Source organism: Streptomyces albus subsp. albus, from assembly GCF_000719865.1.
In the GTDB taxonomy this organism is placed as follows: Bacteria; Actinomycetota; Actinomycetes; order Streptomycetales; family Streptomycetaceae; genus Streptomyces; species Streptomyces albus_E.
Genome location: NZ_JOID01000019.1, coordinates 1 through 26546 on the forward strand (window position 1 = coordinate 1; position 26546 = coordinate 26546).

A 26546-nucleotide genomic window follows, 5' to 3' on the forward strand; every position below is an offset into this window, starting at 1 on the left:
GACCCCGCCCCGCCCCGCCCCGCCCCGGGCTGGGCCCGGGCCCCCGCTCCGGCCGCCCCCGCCGCCCCGGGTTCGTCAGCCGTCCGCATACGCTCGGACGATGACCACGAGCGAGCACGGCACCGAGACACCCGGAGCGGAGGCCGCTCCCACCGCCGCTCCCACCGCCAACGCCATGCGGCGCGCCCTCAGGCGGGCCCGCGACGGCGTGGCCCTCGACACCGCCGAGGCGGCCGTCCTGCTGCGGGCCCGCGGCGCCGATCTGGCCGAGCTGACCGCCTCGGCCGCCCGCGTCCGGGACGCCGGGCTGGCCGCGGCCGGGCGCCCCGGCGTCATCACGTACTCCCGCAAGGTCTTCATCCCGCTCACCCGCCTCTGCCGCGACACGTGCCACTACTGCACCTTCGTCACGGTCCCCGGCAAGCTGCGCCGCGCCGGCGAGGGCATGTTCCTCTCCCCGGACGAGGTGCTGGACATCGCCCGCCGGGGCGCCGAGATGGGCTGCAAGGAAGCCCTGTTCACGCTCGGCGACCGCCCGGAGGACCGCTGGCCCGAGGCCCGCGCCTGGCTGGAGGCGCACGGCTACGACGACACGCTCGCCTACGTCCGCGCCATGGCGGTCCGCGTCCTGGAGGAGACCGGCCTCCTCCCGCACCTCAACCCCGGCGTCCTGTCCTGGACGGACCTCCAGCGGCTCAAGCCCGTCGCCCCCTCCATGGGGATGATGCTGGAGACGACGGCCACCCGCCTCTGGTCCGAGCCCGGTGGCCCGCACCACGGCTCGCCCGACAAGGAACCGGCCGTGCGGCTGCGGGTGCTGGAGGACGCCGGCCGCTCCAATGTGCCGTTCACCACCGGCGTCCTCATCGGCATCGGCGAGACGTACGAGGAGCGCGCCGAGTCGCTGTTCGCGCTGCGCCGCACCGCCCGCGCCTACCAGGGCATCCAGGAGGTCATCGTCCAGAACTTCCGCGCGAAGCCGGACACGGCGATGCGCGGCATGCCCGACGCGGAGCTGGAGGAGCTGGCCGCGGCCGTCGCCGTGGCCCGGCACATCCTCGGCCCCTCGGCCCGCATCCAGGCCCCGCCGAACCTCGTGGACGCCGAGTACGCCCTGCTGATCGGCGCGGGCATCGACGACTGGGGCGGCGTCTCCCCGCTCACCCCCGACCACGTCAACCCCGAGCGCCCCTGGCCGCAGATCGACGAGCTGGCCGCGCGCACCGCCGAGGCCGGTTTCGAACTCCGCGAACGCCTCACCGTCTACCCGGAGTTCATCCGCCGCGGCGAGCCCTGGCTCGACCCGCGCCTGCTGCCGCACGTCACCGCGCTCGCCGACCCGGAGACCGGCCTCGCCCGCGAGGGCGTCAAGCCGTCCGGCCTGCCCTGGCAGGAGCCGGACGAGCGGTTCACCGCCACCGGCCGCACCGATCTGCACCGCACCATCGACACCGAGGGCCGCACGGCCGACCGCCGCGCGGACTTCGACGCGGTGTACGGCGACTGGGAGGCGCTGCGCGAGGCCGCCGCCCCGGGCATGGCCCCGTCCCGCATCGACGCCGACGTGCGCTCCGCGCTGGCCACCGCCGCCGACGACCCGGAGCGGCTGACGGACGCCGAGGCGCTGGCCCTGCTGCACGCCGACGGCCCGGCCCTGGACGCCCTGTGCTCCGTCGCGGACGACCTGCGCCGCTCGGTGGTCGGCGACGAGGTGACGTACATCGTCACCCGCAACATCAACTTCACCAACGTCTGTTACACCGGCTGCCGCTTCTGCGCCTTCGCGCAGCGCCGCACCGACGCCGACGCGTACACCCTCTCCCTGGAGCAGGTCGCCGACCGGGCCGCGCAGGCGTGGGACGTGGGCGCCGTCGAGGTGTGCATGCAGGGCGGCATCCACCCGGACCTGCCCGGCACCGCCTACTTCGACATCGCCCGGGCCGTGAAGGAGCGCGTGCCGGGGATGCACGTCCACGCCTTCTCGCCGATGGAGGTCGTCAACGGCGCCTCCCGCACCGGGATGCCGGTCCGCGAGTGGCTGACGGCCGCGAAGGAGGCGGGGCTCGACTCCGTCCCCGGCACCGCCGCGGAGATCCTCGACGACGAGGTCCGCTGGGTGCTCACCAAGGGCAAACTGCCCGCCGCCACCTGGGTCGAGGTGATCGGGACGGCCCACGAGCTGGGCATCCGCTCCTCCTCCACGATGATGTACGGGCATGTGGACCAGCCCCGCCACTGGCTCGGCCATCTGCGGCTGCTCGCCGGGATGCAGCGGCAGGCGCTGGAGAAGGGGGCCCTGGGCTTCACCGAGTTCGTGACCCTGCCGTTCATCCACACCAACGCCCCGGTCTACCTCGCCGGCATCGCCCGCCCCGGGCCGACCGTGCGCGACAACCGAGCCGTCACCGCCATGGCGCGGCTGCTGCTCCACCCGTACATCCCCAACATCCAGACGAGCTGGGTGAAGCTCGGCGCGGAGGGCGCCGCCGAGATGCTCCGCTCCGGAGCCAACGACCTGGGCGGCACGCTGATGGAGGAGACCATCTCCCGCATGGCGGGCTCCTCCTACGGCTCCTACCGCTCGGTGCGCGATCTGACGGCCATCGCCGAGGCCGCCGGCCGGCCCGCCCGCCCGCGCACCACCACCTACGGCGAGGTGCCGGCGGAGCGGCAGGCGGCGGCGGCCGCCTCCGACGGGCATCTGCCGGAGCTGCTGCCGGTCCTCGACTCCTGAGTGTGCCCGAGAGGGCCGGTCCGGCAGCGCCGGTTGGACGGCTCGGGTGGGACGGCTCGGTTGGGACGGAAGCGACCCCGGCGGCACCGGGCGGCAGTTGAGGCGGGCCGGAGCGCGCCGAGTGCGGCCGTCCCGCCGCCGCACGCGGCCCGGGCGCGGTCCGCACACCGCGTCCCGGCACGGTCCGGCGGCGGAGCGCGTGGGACGGGAGAGGCCCCCGGGTGCCGGGCGACGGGTGTTGCGGGCCGGGAGGCCGCTGCGACGCGGCGGCGCCGGGGAACCGCATCCGGCCCGGCCTGAGGTGTGGACCAGTCCACTACAGTGCTGCGCGCCGAAGAGATGGCGGGGGACAGCGCGCTGGGGGGCGCGTACATCGTCGGAAGGGAACGCAGTGACCGCAGCGCGCACGGCCGTCTGGGGCCGCGCCGAACAGCAGGACTTCCGCAGCCGGGTGCGGGGCTGCCTGCTCGGGGGCGCCATCGGCGACGCGCTGGGCGCCGGGGTCGCCGGCGACTCGCTCCCGGACATCCGCACCGCCCACGGCCAGCAGGGGCTGACGGACCTCGTCCCGGTGTACGGGCGCCGCGGCGCGGTCACCGACGAGACGCAGATGACCCTGTTCACCGTCGACGGGCTGATACGGGCCCAGGTGCGCCGGGACACCGGGGCCTGGCACCCGCCGACCGATCTCCACCGGGCCTACCGGCGCTGGGCGGCCACCCAGCACGAGTGGGGCCCGGACGAGCGCCGGACGGAGGACGGCTGGCTGGCCCGCGAGGAGTGGCTCTACTCGCGCCGCGACCCGGACCGCGCCGGCCTCCTCGGGCTCGCCGACGACCGGATGGGCACCCTCGACCGGCCGAAGAACCCGGAGGAGAAGGGCTGCGGCGCCCTGGCCCGCTCGGCGCCGTTCGGGCTGCTCGTCGGCTGGGAGCCGCAGCTCGTTTTCCAGCTGGCGGTGGAGTGCGGGGCGCAGACGCACGGCCATCCGACGGGCTATCTGGCCGCCGGGGCGTTCGCGGTCGTCGTGCACGGGCTGGGGCGCGGGGAGAGTCTCGACCAGGCCGTGCAGCAGGCCATGGTGCAGATCGCCTCCCGGCCGGGCCACGAGGAGACGACGGCCGCGCTCAAGTCGGCCCTCGGCGCCGTGCGGCAGGGGCTGCCGTCGGCCGCTCGGGTCGAGTCGCTGGGCGAGGGCCGCACGGCGGACGAGGCGCTGGCGATCGCCCTCTACTGCGCGCTGGTCGCCGAGGACGTGCGGCACGGGCTGCTGCTCGCCGTGAACCACGGCGGCGCCTCGGACGCCACCGGCTCCGTCTGCGGCAACCTCCTCGGGGTGCTGCATGGCGAGACGGCCCTGCCGCCGGGATGGCTGGCGGAGGTGGAGGGGCGGCAGACGATCCTGGAACTGGCGGACGACTTCGCGATGGAGATGACGCAGGGCCCGGCCCTGCACGGACCGGCGATCTCCTCCCCGGGCTGGCTGGCCCGTTACCCGCGGGCGTAGCGCCGGGCGGGCGCCGGGGCCGGTGAGGTGCGGGGAGGATCTGCGGAGGGTGCCGCGGGGAGGTGCCGCGGGGAGGTGCCGCGGGGAGGTGGTGCGGGGGGTGGGGCCGAGCCCCCTCGGCCGGGACGGCGAGCACAGTCGAGAGGGCTCAGCTCGGGTGATGCGTGACGCGTGGTGCCTGGTGCGTGACGCCTGGCGCGTGGTGCGCGTGGTGCGCGTGGTGCGTCCGCGGGTGGTGCGTCGTGCGGGTGGTGCCCGGTGGGCGCGTTCCCCCGTGCGAGGTGACGGCGCGGCCACCGCTGTGGGAGGTGGTCAGCCGAGGCCGGGGGCCCGGTGGTCGAGGCCCGCGACGAATGCCCGCCAGGAGGTCTCGGAGAAGCTCAGGGGCGGGCGGCCGACGTCCTTGGAGTCCCGGACCGCGACGGATCCGGGAACGCGGGCGGCGACCTCGACGCAGTTGCCGTTGCCCGAGTGGGACGACTTCCTCCAGGCGCCGCTGAGGCCCTGTGCGTGGGGGGTTGCGGGGGTGACGGGTGGTACAGCCATGATTGCTCCGATGGCTTCGCGGGTTGATGTGACGCCCGCGGCGCCCGGGCCGCGCACGGCACCGGGAGACGGGGCGTGAGCGACGCTACGGGCTCACCCCACCCGGTCCGGAAGTCCCATCACCCGAACGAATGGCATATGCGACGATCTCTGCCGCCCGCCGACCAGGGCGTGTACTCTGCCCCGGCCCTGCCACCCCGTGGTCATCCACTGGTTGACTGAACGTCACCTGACGGACACTCCGGGCCGCTACAGCTGGGAGGCGGCACTTTCGCGGCCCCGCCCGGCCGGCCTCCCCGCCTTCCCGGACGCGCGTCTTTCCGGTGCCGCCCGGCCGCCCGGCCCCCGGCAGCGCGCCGCTCAGCCGGCGTACTCCTTGGCCAGTTTGGACATGAGCTGCCGGGTGCGCTCCGGGTGAAGCGCCTGGGCCCGCAGGTGCTCGTACATCACGCTGTAGTGCTGCACCTCCCCGTGCTTCTCCAGGTAGAGGTCGCTGGTGACGCCCTCCAGGTAGACCACGCTGGAGTCCGCCGCGTCCGAGAACTCCAGCAGCGAGAAGGTGCCGACCATGCCCGGGTGCGCGCCCACCGAGTACGGGAGGACCTGCACCGTCACATGCGGGCGGTGGCTCAGCTCGATCAGCTGCTCCAGCTGTTCCCGCATGATCCGCGGGCTGCCGACGACCCGGCGCAGCGCCGACTCGTCCACCACGGCCCAGAAGCGCAGCGGAGAGACGGGGTCGTGGATGCGGTCCTGGCGCTTCATCCGGACCTCCACCCGCTTGGCCTTGTCGGCCGGGGCCGCCTCGGGCTCCATGCCCTCGATCACGGCCTCGGCGTACTCTCGGGTCTGCAGCAGCCCGGGGACGAGCAGCGACTCGTAGTTGCGGACGGACGCGGCGTCCGTCTCCAGACCGATGTAGACGCTGTACGGGATGTCGCCGAAGGCATGCCACCAGCCCTGTTGCCGCGACTCCTTGGCCATCTGCATCAGGGAGTCGACGACACGCTGGTCCTCGACCTCGTAGACCCGGCAGAGATCGCGCACGTCGCGCTGGCTGATGCTGCGGCGGCCGTTCTCCAGCCTGCTGATCTTGGACTGGGACACCAGCAGCCGCTCCGCGACGGCTTCCGCCGTCATGCCCTTGAGCTCGCGGAGCCGGCGCAACTCCTGGCCCAACCGGCGACGCCTGACGGTGGGATTGACATGAGACGCCACGAGGCCGCACCTCCGACTCGAAACCGCTGTTTTTCCAGCAGCCTGCCACTGCGGACCGCGGCGGCGCTGGGAAACGGCGACAGAGGGTTGCCCTCCGTGCACTTCGGGCGATGGCCGCGCCGCCGCGCGTGCGGACATACCCGGGCAGGCCGCGCGCGGACGGGGGCCGGGCGCCTTCGCGGGCGCCCGGCCCACCGCCCGCGCGCGTCTCGCCGGCTCCCGGACCGGCCGTGGGGACGGCGGTCCGGTCGGTGGGTGGGTGAATCGTTCGGTTCCGAGAGTGGGTTGGGGGTGTGGGTACTGAGTTGCTGCTCCGGTGCTCCGGCGCATTGGTGCGCCGATGCGCCGGACCGCCGACGCACCGGGGTGGGGTGCGTCCGGCGCTCTAACGCGCCGCGGCGCGCGCCATGCTCCCGCGCCGCGCCTGCGGCGGCACGCCCGCCGGATCGCCCGGTCCGCCCCGGGGCGCCGGCGATCGCCGCGGCTGCACGGCCACGCCGTTCTGCACGTCCATCACGGCGTGGGCCACGAGCCCGCCCATCGGGTCGTGCCGGATCAGATCCCGCAGCCTGGAGCGGCAGGACCTGCCCTCGTTGCCCGGGTAGAGGTGCTTGCCGAGCCCCACCGCGTGGGCGAGCGCGGCCAGCGCCGCGGTCCGCGGGTCCGGCGGTACGCCGGTGCGGATCGCGTTGTCGAGCCGGTTCCTGATGTCCCGGCTGATGGCCGTCTCCGTCGCCTGGTAGCGCGTCGTCGGCAGTACCCCGCACATCTGTCCGGCCACGGCATGGACCATGCCGCACCGCTCCAGATGCGTGAGATACGTCTGGCGCAGCCCCAGCCGGGGCCCGCCGATCCAGTGGACGGCGCGCACCGGACTGCCGCGACGGCGCAGCAGTTCGAGCGCGGAGTCCAGTGTCGGATCTCCTGTCGGCCGTGGCAGCACCACGGCGATACGATCCCCGTCAGGGGCTATCCGTCCTGCCAGAGCCAGCTCCACTAGCTGTGCCCCGGCGAGACCGAGGTCGAGCGACTGCGGCTGCGCCGTGGTTCCCGTGGCCGGGTCCAAGGCCAGCAGCAGAAGCTCCTCCGGAATTGTTCTGCGGCTCCTGCCCATCCATGCCTCCCCGCGTGGATGTCTGACAGGGTGACCCCTCTCACAATGGTCTGTCGAGAGTGCCTGGGGACTTTGTGAGGGAACCGTTAGGTATGTCGTCCTCGTCTAGCCACTGGGCGGGGGCCGTCCGGGCGCCGATCGGGGAGCGGAAGCCGGATCTCGGCGGCCCGGTGGGCGGAACGGAGGGTTCCGCGCTGGACACTGGTGGTGCGGATCAGCAGTGGCGCGCGGTGCCGTCGGATCATACGGGGTCCCCGCGGCACGTTGGACAGCAGTACGTATGGAGGAGGCACGGTGGCGGGCGAGTCCCCCGGTAAGTCGGAGCAGCGGAAGTCATCGGGGGCGACGACGGAAGCGGAATCCGGGCGCGACCCGCGCCTCGCCGTTTTCGGAACCTCGTCGGAGGACGACGGCCGCGGAGCGGGCGGTGGCGGCGGGGACGCGGAGGCCGCGGAGGCCGCGGAGGCCGTGGAGGCCGTGGCGGAGGATGCCGACCCGGAGAACGGCATCCCGGACGGCAGCGCGCCGGAGGCCGGTGCTTCGGAGAGCGGGGCTTCGGAGGACGGCGCTGCTGCCGGGACCCCCGGGACCGGAGCCGGGAGCGGGCAGAAGGCGGCGGAACCGGTCGACGGACGGCTGCGGGACGCGGTCGCGGCCTGGGTCGCCACGAGCGACGACGAGCAGTCCGCCCCGGAGACGTCCTCCGAGGCTGCCTCGGAGGACGAAGACACCGGACCGTCCGCCGGACCGTCCACCGGGACGGCCGAGAGCGGGACGGCCGAGGGTGAAACGGCCGTGGACGGGAGGGCCGAGGACGACGCGGCCGGGCGCGCCGACCTGGTGACGGCGGCCTTCGGCGGCCTGCGGGCCGCACGCGCCGAGTCCTCGGAACGCGGTTCGTCCGCCCGCACCGGGGCTCCCGCGGGGGGCAGCGGAGACCGGGGAACCATGGTCTTCGGCAGTCCCCTCCGGGACGGCGAGGAGCGGAAGCCCGCGGAGCCGTCAGAGCCCTCCGAGCCGTCCGAGCCGTCCGAGCCGTCGACCGGGAAGGGCGAGGACTCGGACTCCGCGGACGCGGTGGCCCCCGGGAAGAAGTCCGCCCCGGAAGAGGCTCGCCAGGGCCGGAAGGCAGCCGAACCGCTTGCGAAGGCGAACGCGAAGGACGGCGACTCCGCCACGGCGGACGAACCGGCGCGGGACGCCGAGTCCGCGTCACCTGATGCGGCGGGCTCGAAGGCCGGCAAGAGCGGCGCGGGCACGGCGAGCACCGGGAGCGGCGCGAACGCCGACCGTGTCGACGGGGACAGTGGTGCCGCCGGTGCCGCCGGTGCCGCCGATGCCGGAGGTGCCGCCGATGCCGCCGCGGGCGGTGCGGCCCGTAAGGACAAGCCCGTGGACCAGCCGACGGCGGTCTTCCGGGTGCGGCAGCCGGCCAAGCCGGGCGGTGCCGGGCCGGCCGTCGGAACCGGCGGGAAGGACACGGACGAGACCCGCGACAGCACATCGGCCAACGGTTCGACGGGCGGGGCGAAGACGGCGGAGGCCGCAAAGGCGGTTGCGGACAAGGCGGGTGGCGGGGGGCCGGAAACCGGGGAGCCGGGCGGCGACAAGCCCGGCACCGCAAAGCCCGGCACTGCGAAGCCGGAGGCCGGAACACCGGACACGGGGAAGCCGGAGCGCGCGAAGACGGGGGCCGGCGAGCCCGGGTCCGGAAAGTCCGAGCCCGGAAAGTCCGAGCCCGGAAAGGCGGACGCCGGCGAGGCCGGGTCCGGCAAGCCGAGGGCTGCCGGACCGGCTGCCGGGCGGGCCAGCACGTTCGTACCGCTGCAGTCCTCCGAGACCGCGCCCCGCACGCCCCCGCCGTCCAAGACCCCCGCCGCCGGGCCCTCCTGGGCGGCGCGTCCGGAGACCGCCCGCGCGGACTCCGCGAGCGGCGGCGCCGCGCCCGCCGCGCGGGCCGGAGCCGGGGCCACGGCTGCCCCTGATGCCAAGGCCGCGCCCGGAACCACCGCCGCGCCCGGGGCCGAGGCCGCCGCCGGAGCCGCGGTCGCTCCGTCACCGGCCGGGGAGTCCGAGGTCGAGCGGACCAAGCAGCAGCCGCTGCCGCCGCTCGATCTGCTGGCCAAGCTCACCAACACCCCGCCGCCGCCGGAGACTCCGCTGCGCACCCTGGTGCGCCGGGTCAAGATCTGGACGCCGCTGGTCCTGCTCCTCCTGATCGTGTTCGCGATCGCACAGTCCATCCGTCCGCTGCCGGAACCCGAGCTGCGGCTGACGGCGGCCTCCGAGTACGCCTTCAAGGGCGAGAAGCCGTCCCTGCCGTGGCCGGACGAGGGCCAGGCCTATGTGGAGATCGACGGTCTCGGCAGCCTCGGTTCCTCCGGGGAGGAGAAGCCCGTTCCGATCGCCAGCGTCGCCAAGGTCATGACCGCGTACGTCTTCCTGCGCGAGCATCCGGTGAAGAAGGGCGACGAGGGCGTGAAGATGAAGGTCGACGCCCAGGCCGTGAAGGACTACGAGACCGGCAAGGCCGACAGCGAGTCCGTGGTGCGGCTGACGGAGGGGCAGATGCTCTCCGAGTACGAGGCGCTGGAAGCGCTCATGCTCCCCTCCGCGAACAACGTGGCGCGGCTGATGGCCCGTTGGTACGAGCAGGAGAACGGCGGGGACTTCGTCGCCGCGATGAACGACGCCGCCAAGGACCTCGGCATGAGGAACACCACCTTCACCGACCCCAGCGGCCTGGAGAAGTCGACGGTGAGCACCGCCAAGGACCTGGTGAAGCTCGGCAAGGCGGCGATGGCGATCCCGGTCTTCAAGGAGATCTCCGCGAAGACGTACTACATCGACAGCAATGACGACAAGCAGCTCAACTACAACCGCCTGATCCCCTACACGGGCATCGGCATCAAGACCGGTACGAGCACCGCCGCGGGCGGCAATCTGCTCTTCGCGGCGGAGCAGCCCATCGCCGGGACGAAGCAGCTGATCGTCGGCGCGGCGCTGGGCCAGTACAAGGTGCCGGCCATCGACTCGGTGACCGAGGTCAGCAAGCAGCTCATCGAGTCGGCGCAGGCGGTGCTCACGGACGCCAAGGTGGTCGAGAAGGGCCAGGTCGTCGGCCATGTCGACGACGGCCTGGGCGGTACGACCCCGGTGGTCGCCACCAAGGACGTCACGGCGGTCGGCTGGCCGGGGCTGACGGTGGAACTCGCGCTCAGCGACGGCGGGGAGACCGTCCCGCACGAGGCGGAGGCGGGCACCGAGGTCGGCCTGCTGACGGTCGGCAGCGGCCCGGGCCAGGTGAAGGTTCCGGTGGCGCTGGAGAAGGTCAAGGAGGAGCCGGGCTTCGGCAGCAAGCTGACCCGGATCCTCTGACCGGGTCCTCCGGGACGGGTCCCCCGACACGGATCCCGGCCCGGAGCCCCGAGCGGGACGGACGCCCGTAACGCCGGATCGCCCCGACCGCCCGGACTGCCCCGACCCCCCCGACCGCCCGGACCGGCCTCACGGTCCGGGCGGTCGGCTTCGGGAGGGAGAGGGGAGGGGGCGCGCCCGCCGTCCGGGGACGGCGTTCGGCCGTCCACCGCTTCCGCCGTCCCGACGGTCACGATTCGGGCCAACTGACGCCCAAGTCAGTCGGATTGGCTGTGTGTCACAGGACACGGACGTATCGTGTTCACCGGGCACAGGTCGACCGAGCGGGGGCTGGCGGCAGTGAGGATCCGGATCAGTGTGGACGGGGTCGCGGACACCGGCACGGAACTGCACGGCATCGCGGGCTGGCTCGGAGACGACACGGCGTTCACGGCCCACTGGCGGTTCACGGAGGAGCCGGCTCCCGGCCGGGCCGGACTGCTGGAGGCCATCGTGGTGACCGTCGTCGCGAACATCGCGGCGGCCACGCTGCACGAGCAGCTGAACGCGCTGTTCGGCGGGCTGGCGGGCTGGATGCGGAGCCGCCGGAGGCTCGCGTCCGGCGGTGAGGACGTCGTCGTCCGGGTCGAACTGGAGGGCCGGGCCCCGCTGCGGTTCACGGCGGCCGATCTGGACGAACAGGGAGTCCCCGACATCGTGGACCGCATCCGGGCGGAGCTGGAGGCCGGCACGGCCGGTGGGGCCTAGACCATGGCACAGCGTGGGTCCGACCGCTTGTCCTCCCCCTCTTCATCCTCGTCCCCCTCCTCTTCCTCCTCCCCGGACGCGCCGGGACAGCCGCGCGCCGCCCACGACCACGAGGACGCACCCGACCGCGAACGGACACCCGGCCGCGGACCAGCACCGGAACCGGTACCGGGGGACAGCCACGGCGACGGCAGCCACCACCACGACCACCACCACGGCCACGCCCACCACCACGCACCCGGCCGGACCTTCCCCGACCCCGCGCGTTCCCGGGCCCTGCTCGTCGGGGCGCCGTCCGCGCCGGGCTTCGAGACGCTGGACTATGTCGAGCGCGATCTGAAGGACCTCAAAGCCGCGCTGTCCGACGAGCGGCACGGCATCCTCCGGCCGGACCGCATCGAGGTGCTGCACGCGCCGCTCCGCGCCGAGTGGCTGGCCGCGCTCAAACGGGCCGGTGAAGAGGCCACGGACCTCCTGTTCTTCTACTTCGTGGGCCACGGCCACCGTGCCCCGCACGGCGAGCAGGTGCTCCATCTCCTGACGCGGAACTCGGACGTCCGGATCGATCCGCGGGGAACGGCCGTCCTCTGGCCGGACGTACGGGACCAACTGTCGTCCGGCACCTTCCGGCACGCCGTCTTCATCCTCGACTGCTGCTACTCGGGAACGGCGGCGGTCGGCGGCACCCAGTTGGAGAGCTACTACGTCCTGGCCTCGTCGCAGCCGACCAGGACCCAGTCCGTCGACGGAGTGGACGGCACACCGCCGCGCAGCCGCTTCACCCATGCCGTGATCACCGCCATGGAGCAGGGCGGCGAACCGGGGTCGGCGGGACTGAGCATGCAGGACCTCTACCAGTGGCTCCGCCGGGAGACCGGCCGCTGGCCGACAAGGCTGGAGGACGGCTGGGGTCCCGAGAACAACGGCAGGGGCGACGGGCCCGGACTGCTGATCTCGCGTGCCGTCCGCCCGGGGCCCGCCCCGCGGCCCGTGCCGCCGCCCCCGCCGCCCCCGTACCCGGAACTCCCGTCGCGCGACCGGCTGTTGCGCCGACTGAGGACGGCGGGCGGGCGCCGCGGGGACAGGGCGTCCGGCCCCGCCCCGGCCGTCGCCCGGCGGTGGAAGGCGGCGGCCCTGATGCTGAGCGTCCTGCTGTCGTCCGTCGCGCTGTACGCGTACGCGGGCACGGACGAGCCGGACGGCCCGGACTGCCCCCCGCCGAGGGAACTGCGCGTCATGACCGGCGCCGAGAACCGGACGGCCGTGACCCGGGCCGCGAACGCGTACATGCGGAGCGAGGCCAACCGCGAACCGCTCGGCCCGGACGACCGGGAGCCGGCGCACTGCCGCCGCGTGAACCTCACCGTCTACGAGGCGGGGCCGGGCGAGACCGCCGAGGCGTTCGAGGCGTCCGTCCTCTGGGAGGGGTACGACAGCGCCAAGGGCGCCGACCACCGGGGCTCCGGCACCGGCACGGGCGGCATCCCCGCCGGGGCGTGCCGGCCCACCGCGCCGGACGCGTCACCGGCCGGGGACGAGGCCGGCGAGGACAAGGCCGGCCAGGAGAAGGAGGACCCCGCCGACGACAAAGACAAGGACAAGAAGAACAAGAACCCCGCCGGTGAGAAGTCCCTGAACGCCGCCTGCCCCGACCCGCTGCGGGACGTGGGCCCGCAGCCGGACGTCATCGTCGCCGGCTCCAGCACGGAACTCGGCCGGATCGAGGGCAGCCTGCGCCGCGCGCCGGGTCCCGCGGCAGTGAAGTCCTACCGCACCGTGGGCTATTCGCCGCTGGTCCTCGCCGTCCCCGCCGCCCTGGAGCCGCGGTTGCGGAAGGCCGGAGTCCACCGCACGGGCAGTAGCTGGGACGAACTCCTCGCCGCCCTGGAGGAGGTGGAGCCCGGCCTGCCGCTGCTCCGCCCCGATCCGGACTCCTCCGGCACCGGGCTCCAGCACACCGTCGGCCTGTACGAGGCACCCGACGGCCGGTTCGCGGGCGGGGCGGAACGGGACGCCGAGCAGATCGAGAAGCGGCTCGGCGGCCGGTCCGTGCCGGCGGCCGGCGCCGACACCCTGCTCTGCGATCTCACCCGCGACGCGGCGGACCGCGACGGCCCGGGCCTCGGCCGCGCGGCGGTGCTCGTCGCGGAGAAGCACGTCGCCGACTTCAACCTCGGGGACCGTCCCGGCGCCGACTCGTCCTGCGGCAACAGCAGGCCGGCGGACGACGAGGCGCGGCTGCTGGCGTACTACCCGGAGGGAGTGCCCTGGATGGATCTCCAGGTGGCCGAGGTGGTCTGGGAGGGCGCGGGCGACGCGGAGCCGCGGTCGGCGGCGGTGAAGGCGTTCCAGAGCTGGCTCGCCGGGGAGGGCGGCGGGCGGCTGCTGGGCGGCCTGGTCCGCGGGTCCGACGCCGGGGGCCGTCCGCTGCCCCCGTCCGGGGAGGCGTGGCGGGAGCCGGAGGAGAGCGGCGTCCTGCGGGACGTCCCGTTCGTGCGCGAGGTCCCCGGCCATCTCGTCGCCGACGCAGTGGTCGCGGACCACACCCGGACCCGCGAACCCGGCCAGGTGCTCTTCCTCGTCGACGTCTCCGGCTCCATGGCCGGGGGCGGCAAGCGGGAGCTCGCGGCGGACGCCCTGCGGCGCGCGCTGCGCAGGCTCGGCCCCCAGGACCGCTTCGGGATCCGGACCTATCCGAAGTCGGCGGCGAGACCGGCCGAGGCCACCGTGGTCGTCGAGCGGAACACCCCGGGCGACGAGCAGGCGCGGGCCCAGGAATGGGCCAGGGACCTGCCCGGACAGCGGGTGGTCCCGGAGGGCGCGGCGGTCTACGAGGTGCTGACGAAGGCGTTGCGCGACACCCGGGGCGACGACCGGCCGCTGATCGTCCTCATCACCGACGGGGACGACCGGCCCCGGCGCGACTCCGACGCGGCCGCCTTCAGGGCCATGGAGAAGGAACGCACCAAGGACGGCAGCGCCGATGTGCTGGTGCTCTCCACCCGGCTGGAGGGCTGCACGGCCGAGATCCAGGGGTTCAAGAACCCCCAGGACCGGGCCGAGTGCTTCGCGGGGGAGGACGCGGCGAAGAAACTCGCCGAGCAGGTGGCCGGAGCGGTGCGGGGGAGGGCGGCGCGGTGAGCAGGCGGAGCCCGGCGCGGAGCGGCCGTGCGCGGGGCGCCGCCCCGAGCGCTCTCACCGCCCTGGCCGTTCTGGCCGCCCTGGCCGGCTGCGGCGCCGGCGGGGACGGCCCGCCCGACCCGGCACCGTCCGGCGTGAAGCGCGTACTGCGGCTGGCCACGGCCTCCGACGTCTCGCAGGAGCCGGTGCGGCAGAACCTCATCCGGGCCTGGGACGCCCGACGGCCGGACGTGGAGGTGGAGTTCGTCCATCTGCCGACCGCCACCGACGACGCCCGCAGCCAGCTCGTCGCGACCCTGCAGGGAGACAGGGCCGCCTACGACATCGTCAACATGGACGTGACCTGGACCGCCGAGTTCGCGGCCGGCGAGCTGATCCGGCCCCTCGGCGGGGACCCGCTGGAGGGCATGTGGGAGCAGGTCGCCAGCACGGCCCGGTACGGCGAGGACGTCTGGGCCGTGCCGTTCAACACCGACGCGGCCCTGCTCTACTACCGCAAGGACGTCTGGCGGGACCGGGACCGGGAGCCGCCGCGGACCTGGGCGGACCTCGAACGCGCGGCGGTCGCGGCCACGGACGAGGACCAGGTCACCAGGGTCTTCCCGCACGGCTACGCCACCCAGCTTGGCGAGTACGAGGGGCTGACGGTCAACACGCTGGAGTCGGTCTGGGCGAGCGGCGGCGAACTCGTCGAGAAGAGGGAGGGGTCGGCGACGGCGTACGACGTCCGCGCCGCCACCCCGCGGACCGAGGCCGGGCTGCGCAACCTCGCCGACCGCTACCGGCGGATCATGCCCCCGGAGGCGCGGAGCGCCACGGAGCTCGACACGCTGCGCATGTTCGAGAAGGGCGAGGTGGCCTTCATGCGCAACTGGCCCTACGTCTACAACGTGCTGGCCGCGAAGATGGCGGGCAAGTTCGGGGTCGTACCGCTGCCCGGGCCGAAGGGGCGCGGCGCCTCCGTGCTCGGCGGGCAGAACCTGGCGATCACGGCGGGCAGCGAGAACGCCGGCCCGGCCCGGGAGCTGCTGGACCACCTCGCCGAACCCGAGCAGCAACGCTGCCTGCTGGACGGCGGGTTCGCACCGGTGCTGAAGGCGTCCTACGAGCCGGAGGGCCCGAAGTGCTCCCTCACGGGCAGCGCGGCACCGGGCGGTGGCGGCGGGGAGACGGCCGGGGCCGGCACGGGCGGGGCCGGGGAGACGGCCGGGGCCGGCACGGGCGGGGCCGGGGAGACGGCCGGGGCCGGGGAGACGGCCGGGGCCGGGGAGAGCGGGGAAGACACAGGGGAGCCGGTGCCCGGGCCCGGCGACGACGGCCTCCCGCCGTACACCCGCGCCCTCAAGGCGGCGCTGGGAAGCGCCCGTCCGCGCCCGGTGACCCCGTACTACGCGGCGTTCACGGAGCTGATCCAGACGCAGGTGCACCCGTCCCTGCGGACGAACACGGACGAGGGCACCGTCGCCTCGGAACAGCTCGACAAGGATCTCCGGCAGGTCATGGAGGGCGGCTGACGCCGGGCCGGGGGCCGGCCCCGCGCCGCGCGGACGACCGGGCCCGGGCCGCGCCGGGCCCGTGCCGTGCTGGACCCGTGCCGTGCCGGGCACGACCCGGGCCGCGCCGGGACCCGCGTCGGGCCCGCGCCGGCCGCGGTCCCGCGTATCCGGCCGGACCCGGCCGGACCCGGTAAGGATCACACCGTGGCACGCTGCCCGGCCCCCGGGCCGTCCGGAGCCGCGTGCGGCCGGACAGCCGGAGACCGGGCGGGGTTTGCCCGGACCGGGCCGGGTCACCAGGTCAGCGCGGAGGCCACGTCCGGCTGCCAGTACGTGACGGCGGCTCCGTCGTTGACGGTGACGCCCTCGCCCGGGAGCGGCAGCTTCACCATGGAGCCCGTCGAACCTCCCTCCTTGGCGGCGAACCACACGTCCAGCCGCTTGGACACGGACTCGTCGCCGCCGTCCGGCACCCAGGTGAGGACGCCCGCGTAGGCGGACTCGCCCGGTGCGAGGGTGATGACGGACTGCGGCTTGCTGTCCTCCACGATCTGGACGGCCGACTGCGCGCTCTCGTCGAACCGCAGCAGCGGGGCGCTGTACGCGAAGCAGGGCGCGGTGCCGGTGTTGGTCGCGGTCAGCAGCAGGTGGTTGATGGGGCGCGGGACCTCGGTCACCGTGACCTCGGTGTTGGCGTCGGAGCAGGCCACGGCCGCCCGGCCGGCCTTGCCGGACCGGGACTTGGAGGCGGTGGCACCCTCATCCGAACCCGATTCGCCGGAAGCGGACTTGCCACCCGTCTCCGTGCCGCCCTTGCCGTCGGCGGATCCGGCCGGCACCGCGTTGATGCCGTTGCCGTTCCCCTCCTGCGACGCACCGCCGCCCTGCTTCCCGGCCGCACCCGACGCGGCCGGGCCCTCGCTCTGCACACCCCCGCCGTCCGCGCAGGCGGTCAGCGAGAGCGCGGCGAGGGCCGCGGACGCGGCGGTGAGGAAGAGGCGGGTGCGGGAGCGGTGAGCGAGTGCGGACATGATGATTCCCCCATAGGACACGCGATGTGGAGCAGCGGCTCGTCCGGTGAGCGGGAGCCGCGTGCTTGGATGTCCTCAGCTTGTGCCGCGATCCGTTCCAGCCGGTAGCCGTGGCGGGGAGTTCGGAAGGCTGGAACGTTCGAACCGGTGCTGACCAGGGGAATTGACCCTCCCCTCGAATGCGCGAATGGGATGGAGACAAGGTGGGGACGGCGGAGGAGAAGGCCGAGTTCGCCCAGCTGTTACGGGGACTGAAGGACCGCTCGGGGCTCAGCTACGGCACGCTGGCGAAGCGTCTGCACATGAGCGCCTCGACACTGCACCGCTACTGCAACGGCGATGCCGTACCGGCGGATTACGCGCCGGTGGAGCGGCTCGCGCGGCTGTGCAAGGCCACGCCGGAGGAGTTGGTCGAAGTACACCGCCGGTGGGTGGTGGCGGATGCCGCCCGCGACCGCGATCGCAGGGCGGCGGCAGCCGCCACGGCGGCCGGTACGGGGAGGGACGCCGATAAGGCCCGGGACCCCGGTATGGCGCCGGCCTCCGGCACGGCGCAGGTCCCCGACGCGGCGGCGCCCGGCCGCGAGGGGCCGGACGCCGCCGACGACCGGGCCGCCGCCAGGCCCTGGACGGGAGCGCCCGGGGGCGCGGGGTCCGCAGCCGGACCAGCCGGACCAGCCGGACCAGCCGGACCAGCCGGACGAGCCGGATCACTCGGACCAGCCGGACCAGCAGACCCCCCGCGCCCCGCCGCGCCCACCGCGGCAGCCGGCACGGCAGACGATGCAGATCAGGCGGATCAGGCAGACCCGGCAGACCCGGCGGTCTCGACCCTCCCCGTCCCACCGTCTCCCCGTACCCGGCGGATCAGGCGGCGCAAGGCCGTGCTCGCCGCGTCCGCCGCCGCCCTCGTCCTCGCCTCGACGGCCGTGCTGCTGAGCCTGGTGCCCGAGGGGAAGTGGGGCGAGCGGCGCCCGGGTTCGGTGTCCGCCGGCGAGGGCGCCGCCGGGAAGGCGCCGAAGGGCGAGACCGGCACGCCGTCCTCCGCTGCGCCGTCCGTCTCCGCCTCGTCCGGCGGCGACCCGAGCCCATCGGCCCCGGGCCGCGGCAGGACAAAGCCCGACGCCGCCAAGTCCCCTTCTCCGGACGGAAATCCGGTCCGGGGCGCGGGACGGGGGGAGACGGGCGCCGCCCCCCTCGCGGTGACCGCCCGTGCGCACGCCTGGGAACACCCGTGCTCGGCGATGTACTTGGTCAACCGTCCGCCGGAGAAGGTCTCGCCGCCGCCCCCGGTGCAGGACGCGCCGGGCTGGGTGGCCGCGATGGGTGCCGTCGCTGCGGACGAACACCGGGTCGAACTCACCGTGCAGGGAACCGGCCGGGAGACGGTGGTGCTGCAGAACCTGCGGATCCGCGTGGTGGAGCGCGCGGGCGCGCCGGCCTGGAACGCGTACCGCATGGCGGTGGGCTGCGGGGGCGGCGTCCCGACGAAGTCGTTCTCCGTCGACCTGGCGGCGGGCAACCCGGCACCCGTGCCCAAGGCCGGCCAGCGCGACTTCCCGTACAAGGTGAGCGAGAGCGACCCCGAGGTCCTGTACGTCACCGCCGATGCCGGCTCGCAGTACGTCAGCTGGTACGCGGAGCTGGAGTGGTCGAGCGGCAACCGCCGCGGGACGCTGCGCATCGACGACAACGGCAAGCCGTTCCGCACCACGTCCGCGAACGGCCGCCCGGACTACGGGTACCCACTGGGCACCGACAGCTGGACGGCCCAGGTGGACGAATGACCGCTGCCGGGGCCGCCGGGTGCCGGGCGGCGGCCTCGGGCGGATTCGATGTGGCCGAGGTGCCGGTGGGTCCCGTCGCACACGCCGTCGACCGTCTTCCGCGGGGCCGTGCCCGCCTCGGTGAGGGCGGCCGTTGAGCTCCACCATGCGCAGCTTCCGGGTGAGCATCTTGTGGCTGATGCCCTCGCTCTCGTTCCGCACCTCGCTGAAGCGCGGGGTGCGGTCACCGAGGATCTCGCTGATCAGCAGCGCCCTTTGGCCGGCGAGGCCGGAGAAGATCTCCCGCACCGGGGAGTCCGCGCGCTGCGAATCCGCTTCATCCGGTTCGTCGGCCGAGCCCTTCAACTGCTTGGTCACCATCAGGTTCCCCAGTCACCAAAAAGTGCGTTCTTCCCTGTCGGCGGCCACTCTCCTACGGTTTCCCAGTAACCACGAGAGAGCACCTCCGCGCCTGGTTCCGGGTAAGCGGATCCGCGGGGTGCCCCATGACACAAGGAGACGGACGGCATGGCCATCACCCTGCTCAACCCCAGCGGACTGCCGGAGATCGACGTGTACCGGCAGGTGTCGGTCGCGACGGGGTCGAAGCTGGTCTTCCTCGCCGGGCAGGTCTCCTGGGACGCCGAGGGGGTCACGGTCGGCGAAGGGGACCTCGCCGCCCAGGTCGAGCAGTGCTACCTGAACGTCGGCACGGCCCTGGCCGGGGCCGGCGCGTCCTTCGACGATGTGGCGAAACTGACGGTCCACGTCGTGGACTGGACGCCCGACAAGATGCCCGCCCTCCTGGAGGGCATCTCCCGGGCGGCCGCGAAGCTGGGGGTCACGCCGACCCCGCCGGCCACGCTGCTGGGCGTGGCGGCACTGTCCGTGCCCGAACACCTGGTGGAGATCGAGGCCACCGCGGTCCTCGACTGAGCGGAAGCCGGTAATCCGCACCGGCGGCGCGCGGTGCACCAACGCATGGGTGGAGGCGAACTGTTGGGACCCGGGGCCAGTCGGGTGCCCCGGCCCCGACCCGCCCCCGCCCCAGCTCTCCGGCTCAGTCCTCAGCCCGAGCCCTCACCCCGTCCCCCGGTTCCCCCGGTCCCCCCGGTCCGGGAACGAGCCCCGCCCCCAACCCGGCCGGGAGCTCCGCCGCGTGGACGACACCCAGCCGCTGCGTGGCCCGGGTCAGCGCCACATACAGATCACTCACCCCGAACTCCGCGGGCTCCACCACGATCACCGCGTCGAACTCCAGCCCCTTCGCCTGCCGCGGACCGAGCACCACCACCGGCCGGGTCAGATCCGGCCGGGGCCCGGCGGACGCCTCCGGCAGCGCGGCGGCCAGCGGCTCCACCAGTTCCCCGGGCGCGATCACCGCGAGCCGCCCCTGCCCCGCCTCGTCACCGAGCTCCGCCGCCTCCCGGGCCACCGCCGCGGCGACGGCGTCCGCCAGCTCCTTCTCCTCCGGCACCCGGTGCGCCCACGGCGCGCTGTCCGTCGTACGGATCGAACGCGGCGGCCGGAACGACGGGTCGCCGGCGCGCAGCACCCCGGCGGCGACGTCCATGATCTGGCTGGGCGTGCGGTAGTTGACGCCCAGCCGGACGTGCTCCCATCGCTCGCCCACATACGGCTGGAGGATCTCCTCCCACGAGCCGCAGCTACCGGGCTCGGCGGTCTGGGCCGGGTCGCCGACCAGCGTCATGGAGCGGGTCGGGCAGCGCCGCATCAGCAGCCGCCACGCCATCGGGGACAGCTCCTGCGCCTCGTCCACGATGATGTGCCCGAACGCCCAGGTGCGGTCCGCCGCCGCCCGTTCCGCCGCGCTGCGGTGATCCGCCTCCTCGGCACGGTCGGCCAGCCGTTCGGCGTTGATCAGGTCGTGCGCGGCCAGCACCTCCGACTCCTCGTCGTCGCGGTCCTCGAACTCCTGGGTCCGGGAGCCGTACGACAGGTCGAGCACGCCCTGCGCGTAGGCGACGCGCTCCTGCCGCTCGGCCTCGGCGCGGGCGCGGGCCGCCGAGTCGTCCTCGCCGAGCAGTTCGGCGGCCTCGTCCAGCAGCGGGACGTCGGCCGTGGTCCACTCGCCGCCGGTGCGCCGGATCGCCTCGGCGTCGGCCTCCGGCAGGTGCACGGGGTCGGCGAGGAACCCGGCGACCAGCTCCTGCGGCGTCAGCAGCGGCCACAACTCGTCGATGGCCGCCTGGACTTCACCGCTTGCGGCGACGGAGACGCCGAGCTGGGCGATGTCGTCCGGGCCGAGGAAGTTCGGGCCGCCGAAGGGGTCGGCGCCGATGCGGTCGGCAAGCTGGGCCGTCAGCTCGTCGATGACGCGGAAGGCGAAGTGCGGCCGGGCGAGGTTGTGCGGCAGCTTCGTCTCGCGGGCCTGGTGACGGGCGAGGGTGATGATGTCGGCGTCCAGCAGCAGATCGCCGTCCTCGGTGCCGATGACGGTCCCGGGCTCGGGCAGCGTCTGCCGGTCCCGTAGATACCGGGCGAGGGCGTCCGCCATCTCGGCCCGGCCCTTGACCTCGGCGGCCTCCGGGGTGTCCGTCGCGGTGGCGGTGACGCCGGGGAACAGCTCGCCGGGCGTGGCCATCAGCACGCCCGTCTCGCCGAGCGAGGGCAGCACCTCGCCGATGTAGCCGAGGAAGGCCGGGTTCGGCCCGACGATCAGCACGGCGCGGCGGGCCAGCAACTCCCGCTGGGCATACAGCAGATACGCGGCGCGGTGCAGCGCGACGACGGTCTTGCCGGTGCCGGGCCCGCCCTCCACCACCAGCACCCCCTGGTGCGGGGCGCGGATGATCCGGTCCTGCTCGGCCTGGATGGTCTGCACGATGTCGTGCATCCGGCCGGTGCGGGCGGCGTCGAGGGAGGCGAGGAGCACGGCGTCGGCGTCGCTGCCCTCGTAGCCGGTGCGCTCGCTGTCGCCGAGATCGAGGATCTCGTCGTGCAGGGCGGTGACCTTCTGCCCTTCGGTGGTGATGTGCCGCCGGCGGCGCAGCCCCATCGGGGTGTGCCCGGTGGCGAGATAGAACGGCCGCGCCACGTCGGCCCGCCAGTCGATGACGAGCGGGGTGCGCTCGGCGTCGTCGCGGCGGATGCCGATCCGGCCGATGTGGTGGTCCCGGCCGTCCCGGAACACCAGCCGCCCGAAGCACAGCCCGCGCTCACCGGCGTTGAACGCGGCCAGCAGCCCGGACTGTTCGGCCACCAGAACATCCCGCTCCAGCCGCGCCTGGAACGTGCCACCGCCCGCCTCCCCGGCGGGAGCCATGGCCGAACGCAGCGCGTCCTCGGCCTGTTCCCGCAGCTCCTCGAGCCGCGCGTACAGCACATTCATGAATTCCTGCTCGCGAATCAATTCCGCGTTTGACAATGCGACTCCCGCCCCGATACGATGGCTGTATAAAGCTTCTCCGTGCCGTCATGCGTCTTGCGATTCTGGACACGGAAACCTCTAATATACGCAAAGAAATACCCCGGACGTCAATCACGTCCGGGGTATTTCTTTGCGCCCGGGCAGGGGTGGTGGCCGGGGCCCGGGATCAAGCCCGGGTACGAGGGCTGGGCACCGGGGAGGTTTCCCTTCGATCAGTCCGACGCACAGGATGACGGCCCGGGCAGGTTGGTCGGGGAACGTGCTGTCAGTCCTCCAGACGGACCGGCATGAGGATCGAGAAGGAGTTCTCGTCGTCCGGCCGGCGGATCGCGACCGGCGCGGTGGGGGAACCGAGCTCCAGAACCAGCCGGTCGCGGGCTCCGGCGGTCAGCGCCTCCAGCAGAAACTCACGGTTGGCGGCGACGCGGTCCGGGTCTCCGGCGCCATCGGGGCAGAGAGTCACCGTGCCGTCCTCCTCCACTCTGAGCACGCTGAGATCGTGCGCTCCGGCTTCCTCGGAACGGACCGGACCGGTCTCCAGGGTTTTCCGGAAGTCCTCCACCTCGACGACGGCGCGGCGCCGCTCTGCGGCCCGAGGGAGGAGACGACGGTAGTCGGGGAAGTCGTGGCCGAGGCACAGACCGGCTGCCTGCCCGCCCCCGGTCTCCAGCGCCACCCGGTCACCGTCGACGCAGAGCCGCACGGGTCCCGAACCGTCCAACAGCGCCCGCATCGCGTCAGCGAGCGGGGTGGGCACGATGACCTGCACTCGGCTCGCGGCGTGCTCGGTGATACGGGCCTGTGCGACAGCCATACGGAATCGGTCGGTGGCCACGACGTGGAGGCTCTCGCCCTCGATGTCGAACAGGACCCCGCCGAGCATCGGCAGTTCCGGGTCGGTGCTCGCCGCGAAACGGACCGAATCCAGGGCGGCCGCCAACTCGGGCGCGGCGACGGACAGCCGGACCGTGGCCATGCGGTGCGAAGTCATGAGGTTCTCCCTGTGATCGAGTAGTGCTCGGAGCGCGGAGAACTCGCTTCGTGCCTCGGACAGCCCTTGTTCGAGGCGGCGCAGGTGCGTCGTCAACAGCTTCCGGACCAGGACGGTGTCCGCGCCGGACCAACTGGCCAGCACCAGCCGGATGTCCGCCAGCGGCATCCCGGCCCGGCGTAAGCGGGCCAGCAGCCGGGCCTCTTCGAGCTGCCCGGGCTCATACCAGCGGTAGCCGCTCACCGGATCCACCCAGGCCGGGACCAGCACACCGGCACGGTCGTAGAACCGCAGGGCGCTCACGCCCAGGCCGCTGTCGCGGGCCATCTCGCCAATGCTGCGCATGTCGTTCTCCACACCCGGCACTCTGGGCCCTGCACAAGGTCAAGGGTCAACCCGCCTCCTGAGCGGATCGCGCGGCGGCGGAGGACGGGCGCTGCGGGGTGACGGGACAGTCCCAGGTGCGGCCCTGGGCTGCTGGGCCGGGCCAGCGGCAGAAGATTCCGAAACGGTCCTGGTAAGAGGTGCCGTGCCAGATGTCGTCCACTGACAGGAAGAACAACCAACGGGGCGCCCGGCCAGCGCGCGGCCTTGATGGCGATCGACGTCACCGTTCGGAGAGGACCATCACCATGGTGTCGGAGTCCGGCCCCGAGCCGACGGTCGTGAAGCCCGCGGCGGCGTAGAGGCGACGTGCGCGGTTGGCCCGCTCAACGCTCAGACAGATGCGGTCGAAGCCGTGTTTCACCGCTGCCCGGGCGATCCCGGACAACAGCGCACGCCCCACTCCCCGGCCGCGCCACGGCGGGAGAACACCCACGGAGAGTTCCGGAACGTCCTCCGCGACAAATCCAAAACCGGGATCACCGGAGCTGAACAGCCGCAGCCACGCCGCGCCGATCGGCTGGCCACTGGCCCCGACCGCTACCACTCCGAGATCACCCGGTCGAGGCCAGCCCTCGACGTAGTGCGCCGTGTGATGATCCCCGAGGACGCGATCGCGGCCGACCCCTTCGCGATCAGGGTCCCAGTTAACGGCGGTCACGAGCATGTCCGTGAGGAAGCCCACATCGTCAGCCGTTGCCATCCGTAGCGTGTAAGCGTTTCCAACCATATGGCGAACCCTGTCACCGACAGACCGGCACCGACCCGGTGCACCTTCTCGTGGCACGGCACTTAGCCGGGGATCCCCAGGCTCTTCAGGTAGGCCAGACGCCCGTTAATGGCCGCGGCGAAGTGGCGCCAGTCGAGGCTTTCGACCGGCTCCACAGGCCTGGGGGTACCGGCCGATGACGTCACGTAGCAGACGGCATCGTAGAGGCTTTCGTCGAGGAGTCGGCGGCAGAAGATCCCGAAGCGGTCCTGGTAAGAGGTGCCGTGCCAGACATCGTCCACCGGCAGCGCGCCCTGGGCGATCCTGACGGGAGCGCTGCACTTCTCGCCGTCCTGCATGATGAAGAAGTAGCCGAGCCAGGGCTTCTCCCTCGGGAACAGCTCCGCAAGAGCGGCACGGTGCAGATCGACGGCGCTGCCGAGGGCCTCCCTGGCCCTGGTGTTGTAGTTGTCGCCGTCCGTGGGGCCGTCCACCGCCTTGAGTTCGAAGGCGGCTACGAGGACGCCCTCATGGACGATCACGAGGTCCCATTGTTTCTGCGGCGTGTAGTAGCCCGGTAGTTCAAGCCCCTGGGATGGCGTAACACGGATGCTCTCCGGTGGGTAACCGACGTTGAGGAAGAACCGGGACAGCAAGCCGGTGATGCTGTCGAGGTGCTTGCGGCAATGGACGGATTCCGCGGCGCCCTGATCTGCGGGTTGCTCCTTCTGTAACCGCTTCGCGTACCAGTGGGAGGCGGCAGCCTCCTCGAACTCCTGGCGGGTGACCGTGACCGTCATCGGCCGGCGTCTTCTCCTTCTCCTATTCGGGCAGTTCAGCAAGTCCTTACGCGCGCCCCGATTTCGGTGGCTGCGGCGCGTCCCGGCGGCCGGAGGGTCCGCGAGCCAGGCGGTGGAGTCCTCGGCTTGTGCCGGGCCGAAGGCTTGCTTGCGCGGAGTCGTCACTTGAGGCCCCTGCTCCATTGGGCGGCGACCCGGACGTTACGCCGAGGCCGCCGCCACTGGAGGGGGCAGTTCCCCGATGGCCGTCAGCGACGACTGGCGAAACAGACGAAGTCGCCCCAAGAGGTCGGGGACGAGACGAGACACGGACCTTGCGGGTCCTTGGAGTCGTGGACGAGGACGGCCCCGGGTATGGCGGCGACCTCCACACAATCGGGGCCGTCGTTGGTGCTGTGGGTGCTCTTGAACCAGCGCGGGGCGGAGTTGTCTTCGCTTGAAGGGCTGGGGGCCATGGCCTCTCCAGTTGCTCTTCGGCGGGGTCGGGGTCGGGGTCAGCGCTCGGTGGTGTACGAGAGGAAGCTCGTCCATGCACCGGGTTCGAAGCTGAGCCGTGGACCCTGGGGGTTCTTGGAATCGCGGACAAGGACCGTGCCGGGTATGGCTGCTACTTCTACGCAGGCCGGCCCGTCGTCAGTGCTGTGGCTACTCTTGCACCACTGCGGATCGGGGCCGTTTTCTACGGAGGGCTTGATGGTCATGTCTCTCCCAGCACTTTTTCGATGAAGGCCAACGACTCACGCGGCGTGAGCGCCTGCGCCCGGATGGTCCCATAGCGCATCTCCAGAATCTGCACTTCCTTAGGATCGGCGATCAGTCGGCTGGTGAGCTGGACTTCGTTCTGCGCAACTGACGTGCCGTCCTTGAGTTTCAGGACTCGCAGTGAGCCACCGAGACCAGAGTGTTCCTCGACCACTGTGGGCATCACCTGGATCGCCACATGGCTCAACTGTCCAACTTCCAATAGATGTTCGAGTTGGCGCCGCAAGGCCATTCTGCCCCCGATCGGCCTGCGGAGTGTGGCCTCTTCTTGGACAAACGTGAGCATGGGAGGGGACGGCTGCTCTAGAAGCGCTTGCCTGGCCATACGTGCGGCGACGAGCCGTGCGAGCTCGTCCTCTCCATAGGGTGGTCGTCGCTGGCTGAACAGCGCCCGTGTGTACTCCTCCGTCTGCAGGAGCCCGTCGATGACGGTACTGATGTACGCGCCGATCTCGACCGCCTCGGCCTCAAGCCTGGCCAGATCCCGGACCTTCTTCGGATAGCGCGCCTCAGCCACGTCCTTGGCCATCGCCGCGATCTTGCCGCCGGCCTGGAGCGCCTGGTCGGCGTTCTTCAGGAAGTCCGGCTGCGGTACGCGGCGGGCGCGTTCCACTGACGACACCAGATCCTCGCTGAACCCGATGGCCTTGCCCAGTTCCGACTGTTTGAGGCCCGCCGCCTCGCGCCACAGCTTGATCTGGCGGCCGACCGTCCTCAGCACCGCCCCGTCGTCGTCCACGGCGGAAGCCCAACAGGCGTTGTCCGCACCGTCCGTCGTGTACTCCGTGCGGCGCTCGCCCGTACCGTTTCCGTCCACGCTCATGAAGACCC

At 73.0% G+C, this 26546-nt stretch carries 19 protein-coding genes and 1 pseudogene; 8 read left to right on the forward strand and 12 right to left on the reverse strand.

Annotated elements, in window-relative coordinates:
* Nucleotides 1-100: 100 nt before the first annotated feature.
* Both IF83_RS0120520 and IF83_RS0120525 read left to right on the forward strand, forming a co-directional pair.
* A complete protein-coding gene (locus tag IF83_RS0120520; protein ID WP_078843675.1) occupies nucleotides 101-2734 on the forward strand; it encodes a bifunctional FO biosynthesis protein CofGH in 2634 nt (877 codons plus the stop codon).
* Between the two features lie 391 nt (nucleotides 2735-3125).
* The gene (locus IF83_RS0120525) at nucleotides 3126-4241 is read left to right on the forward strand and encodes an ADP-ribosylglycohydrolase family protein (RefSeq protein ID WP_030546243.1); all 1116 of its coding nucleotides are present in this window, start codon (nucleotides 3126-3128) and stop codon (nucleotides 4239-4241) included.
* Nucleotides 4242-4553: 312 nt separating this feature from the next.
* On the opposite strand, the gene IF83_RS0120530 is transcribed toward IF83_RS0120525, so the two are convergent.
* The 3 genes from IF83_RS0120530 to IF83_RS0120540 form a co-directional block, all read right to left on the reverse strand.
* Nucleotides 4554-4787 carry a DUF397 domain-containing protein gene (locus tag IF83_RS0120530; RefSeq protein ID WP_051723036.1) on the reverse strand — a complete coding sequence of 78 codons (234 nt, stop codon included), beginning with the start codon at nucleotides 4785-4787 and terminating at the stop codon, nucleotides 4554-4556.
* A gap of 360 nt (nucleotides 4788-5147) precedes the next feature.
* Complete coding sequence (locus IF83_RS0120535) at nucleotides 5148-6005, reverse strand: helix-turn-helix domain-containing protein (protein WP_030546247.1); 858 nt, start codon at nucleotides 6003-6005, stop codon at nucleotides 5148-5150.
* A 385-nt stretch (nucleotides 6006-6390) separates the two neighbouring features.
* Entirely contained in the window at nucleotides 6391-7119 is a 729-nt protein-coding gene (locus tag IF83_RS0120540) for a GOLPH3/VPS74 family protein (protein ID WP_030546249.1), read from the reverse strand.
* A 294-nt stretch (nucleotides 7120-7413) separates the two neighbouring features.
* Between IF83_RS0120540 and IF83_RS0120545 the strand changes: the two genes are divergently transcribed.
* The 4 genes from IF83_RS0120545 to IF83_RS0120560 all read left to right on the forward strand — a co-directional run bounded on the left by IF83_RS0120545 (nucleotide 7414) and on the right by IF83_RS0120560 (nucleotide 15899).
* Nucleotides 7414-10497: a hypothetical protein gene (locus IF83_RS0120545; RefSeq protein WP_030546251.1), complete on the forward strand. Its 3084-nt coding sequence runs from the start codon at nucleotides 7414-7416 to the stop codon at nucleotides 10495-10497.
* Nucleotides 10498-10854: 357 nt separating this feature from the next.
* Nucleotides 10855-11244: an effector-associated constant component EACC1 gene (locus tag IF83_RS0120550; protein WP_030546253.1), complete on the forward strand. Its 390-nt coding sequence runs from the start codon at nucleotides 10855-10857 to the stop codon at nucleotides 11242-11244.
* A 3-nt stretch (nucleotides 11245-11247) separates the two neighbouring features.
* On the forward strand, nucleotides 11248-14385 hold the full coding sequence (locus IF83_RS0120555) for a caspase family protein (protein WP_030546255.1): 3138 nt from the start codon (nucleotides 11248-11250) through the stop codon (nucleotides 14383-14385).
* A complete protein-coding gene (locus IF83_RS0120560) occupies nucleotides 14382-15899 on the forward strand; it encodes an extracellular solute-binding protein (RefSeq protein WP_051723038.1) in 1518 nt (505 codons plus the stop codon). Before IF83_RS0120555 ends, IF83_RS0120560 begins: the two co-directional genes overlap by 4 nt.
* A gap of 275 nt (nucleotides 15900-16174) precedes the next feature.
* Here IF83_RS0120560 and IF83_RS0120565 read toward each other — a convergent pair whose 3' ends face one another.
* On the reverse strand, nucleotides 16175-16912 hold the full coding sequence (locus IF83_RS0120565) for a DUF4232 domain-containing protein (RefSeq protein ID WP_030546259.1): 738 nt from the start codon (nucleotides 16910-16912) through the stop codon (nucleotides 16175-16177).
* Nucleotides 16913-17091: 179 nt separating this feature from the next.
* Here IF83_RS0120565 and IF83_RS32350 point away from each other — a divergent pair, with 179 nt between their 5' ends.
* Nucleotides 17092-18699 (forward strand): helix-turn-helix domain-containing protein, encoded by a 1608-nt coding sequence (locus tag IF83_RS32350; RefSeq protein WP_078843677.1) that lies wholly within the window; start codon nucleotides 17092-17094, stop codon nucleotides 18697-18699.
* Here IF83_RS32350 and IF83_RS34910 read toward each other — a convergent pair.
* A pseudogene (locus IF83_RS34910) lies at nucleotides 18648-19059 on the reverse strand (winged helix-turn-helix transcriptional regulator). The gene IF83_RS32350 and the pseudogene IF83_RS34910 sit on opposite strands and share 52 nt — an antisense overlap.
* Nucleotides 19060-19206: 147 nt before the next feature.
* Between IF83_RS34910 and IF83_RS0120575 the strand changes: the two are divergent.
* Complete coding sequence (locus tag IF83_RS0120575) at nucleotides 19207-19614, forward strand: RidA family protein (protein WP_030546263.1); 408 nt, start codon at nucleotides 19207-19209, stop codon at nucleotides 19612-19614.
* A 124-nt stretch (nucleotides 19615-19738) separates the two neighbouring features.
* On the opposite strand, the gene IF83_RS0120580 is transcribed toward IF83_RS0120575, so the two are convergent.
* The 7 genes from IF83_RS0120580 to IF83_RS0120600 form a co-directional block, all read right to left on the reverse strand.
* Nucleotides 19739-22030, reverse strand: a complete 2292-nt coding sequence (locus IF83_RS0120580; protein ID WP_030546264.1) for a HelD family protein — start codon at nucleotides 22028-22030, stop codon at nucleotides 19739-19741.
* Nucleotides 22031-22334: 304 nt separating this feature from the next.
* Nucleotides 22335-23405 carry a DNA polymerase III subunit beta family protein gene (locus IF83_RS0120585; protein WP_078843696.1) on the reverse strand — a complete coding sequence of 357 codons (1071 nt, stop codon included), beginning with the start codon at nucleotides 23403-23405 and terminating at the stop codon, nucleotides 22335-22337.
* A 262-nt stretch (nucleotides 23406-23667) separates the two neighbouring features.
* Nucleotides 23668-24147, reverse strand: a complete 480-nt coding sequence (locus tag IF83_RS0120590; protein WP_107046831.1) for a GNAT family N-acetyltransferase — start codon at nucleotides 24145-24147, stop codon at nucleotides 23668-23670.
* A gap of 89 nt (nucleotides 24148-24236) precedes the next feature.
* On the reverse strand, nucleotides 24237-24953 hold the full coding sequence (locus tag IF83_RS0120595; RefSeq protein ID WP_030546270.1) for a PaeR7I family type II restriction endonuclease: 717 nt from the start codon (nucleotides 24951-24953) through the stop codon (nucleotides 24237-24239).
* Nucleotides 24954-25201: 248 nt separating this feature from the next.
* The gene (locus tag IF83_RS32360; RefSeq protein ID WP_078843679.1) at nucleotides 25202-25408 is read right to left on the reverse strand and encodes a DUF397 domain-containing protein; all 207 of its coding nucleotides are present in this window, start codon (nucleotides 25406-25408) and stop codon (nucleotides 25202-25204) included.
* 39 nt (nucleotides 25409-25447) lie between these two features.
* The gene (locus tag IF83_RS32365) at nucleotides 25448-25654 is read right to left on the reverse strand and encodes a DUF397 domain-containing protein (protein ID WP_078843680.1); all 207 of its coding nucleotides are present in this window, start codon (nucleotides 25652-25654) and stop codon (nucleotides 25448-25450) included.
* On the reverse strand, nucleotides 25651-26538 hold the full coding sequence (locus IF83_RS0120600) for a helix-turn-helix domain-containing protein (protein ID WP_078843697.1): 888 nt from the start codon (nucleotides 26536-26538) through the stop codon (nucleotides 25651-25653). Before IF83_RS0120600 ends, IF83_RS32365 begins: the two co-directional genes overlap by 4 nt.
* Nucleotides 26539-26546: the final 8 nt, after the last annotated feature.

Coding starts and splice junctions, on each gene's coding strand:
- IF83_RS0120520 (WP_078843675.1), top strand. CDS start 101: ATGACCACGAGCGAGCACGGCACCGAGACACCCGGAGCGGAGGCCGCT.
- IF83_RS0120530 (WP_051723036.1), bottom strand. CDS start 4,787: ATGGCTGTACCACCCGTCACCCCCGCAACCCCCCACGCACAGGGCCTC.
- IF83_RS0120540 (WP_030546249.1), bottom strand. CDS start 7,119: ATGGGCAGGAGCCGCAGAACAATTCCGGAGGAGCTTCTGCTGCTGGCC.
- IF83_RS0120555 (WP_030546255.1), top strand. CDS start 11,248: ATGGCACAGCGTGGGTCCGACCGCTTGTCCTCCCCCTCTTCATCCTCG.
- IF83_RS0120565 (WP_030546259.1), bottom strand. CDS start 16,912: ATGTCCGCACTCGCTCACCGCTCCCGCACCCGCCTCTTCCTCACCGCC.
- IF83_RS32350 (WP_078843677.1), top strand. CDS start 17,092: ATGCGCGAATGGGATGGAGACAAGGTGGGGACGGCGGAGGAGAAGGCC.
- IF83_RS0120575 (WP_030546263.1), top strand. CDS start 19,207: ATGGCCATCACCCTGCTCAACCCCAGCGGACTGCCGGAGATCGACGTG.
- IF83_RS0120580 (WP_030546264.1), bottom strand. CDS start 22,030: ATGAATGTGCTGTACGCGCGGCTCGAGGAGCTGCGGGAACAGGCCGAG.
- IF83_RS0120585 (WP_078843696.1), bottom strand. CDS start 23,405: ATGCGCAGCATTGGCGAGATGGCCCGCGACAGCGGCCTGGGCGTGAGC.
- IF83_RS0120590 (WP_107046831.1), bottom strand. CDS start 24,147: ATGGCAACGGCTGACGATGTGGGCTTCCTCACGGACATGCTCGTGACC.
- IF83_RS0120595 (WP_030546270.1), bottom strand. CDS start 24,953: ATGACGGTCACGGTCACCCGCCAGGAGTTCGAGGAGGCTGCCGCCTCC.
- IF83_RS32360 (WP_078843679.1), bottom strand. CDS start 25,408: ATGGCCCCCAGCCCTTCAAGCGAAGACAACTCCGCCCCGCGCTGGTTC.
- IF83_RS32365 (WP_078843680.1), bottom strand. CDS start 25,654: ATGACCATCAAGCCCTCCGTAGAAAACGGCCCCGATCCGCAGTGGTGC.
- IF83_RS0120600 (WP_078843697.1), bottom strand. CDS start 26,538: ATGAGCGTGGACGGAAACGGTACGGGCGAGCGCCGCACGGAGTACACG.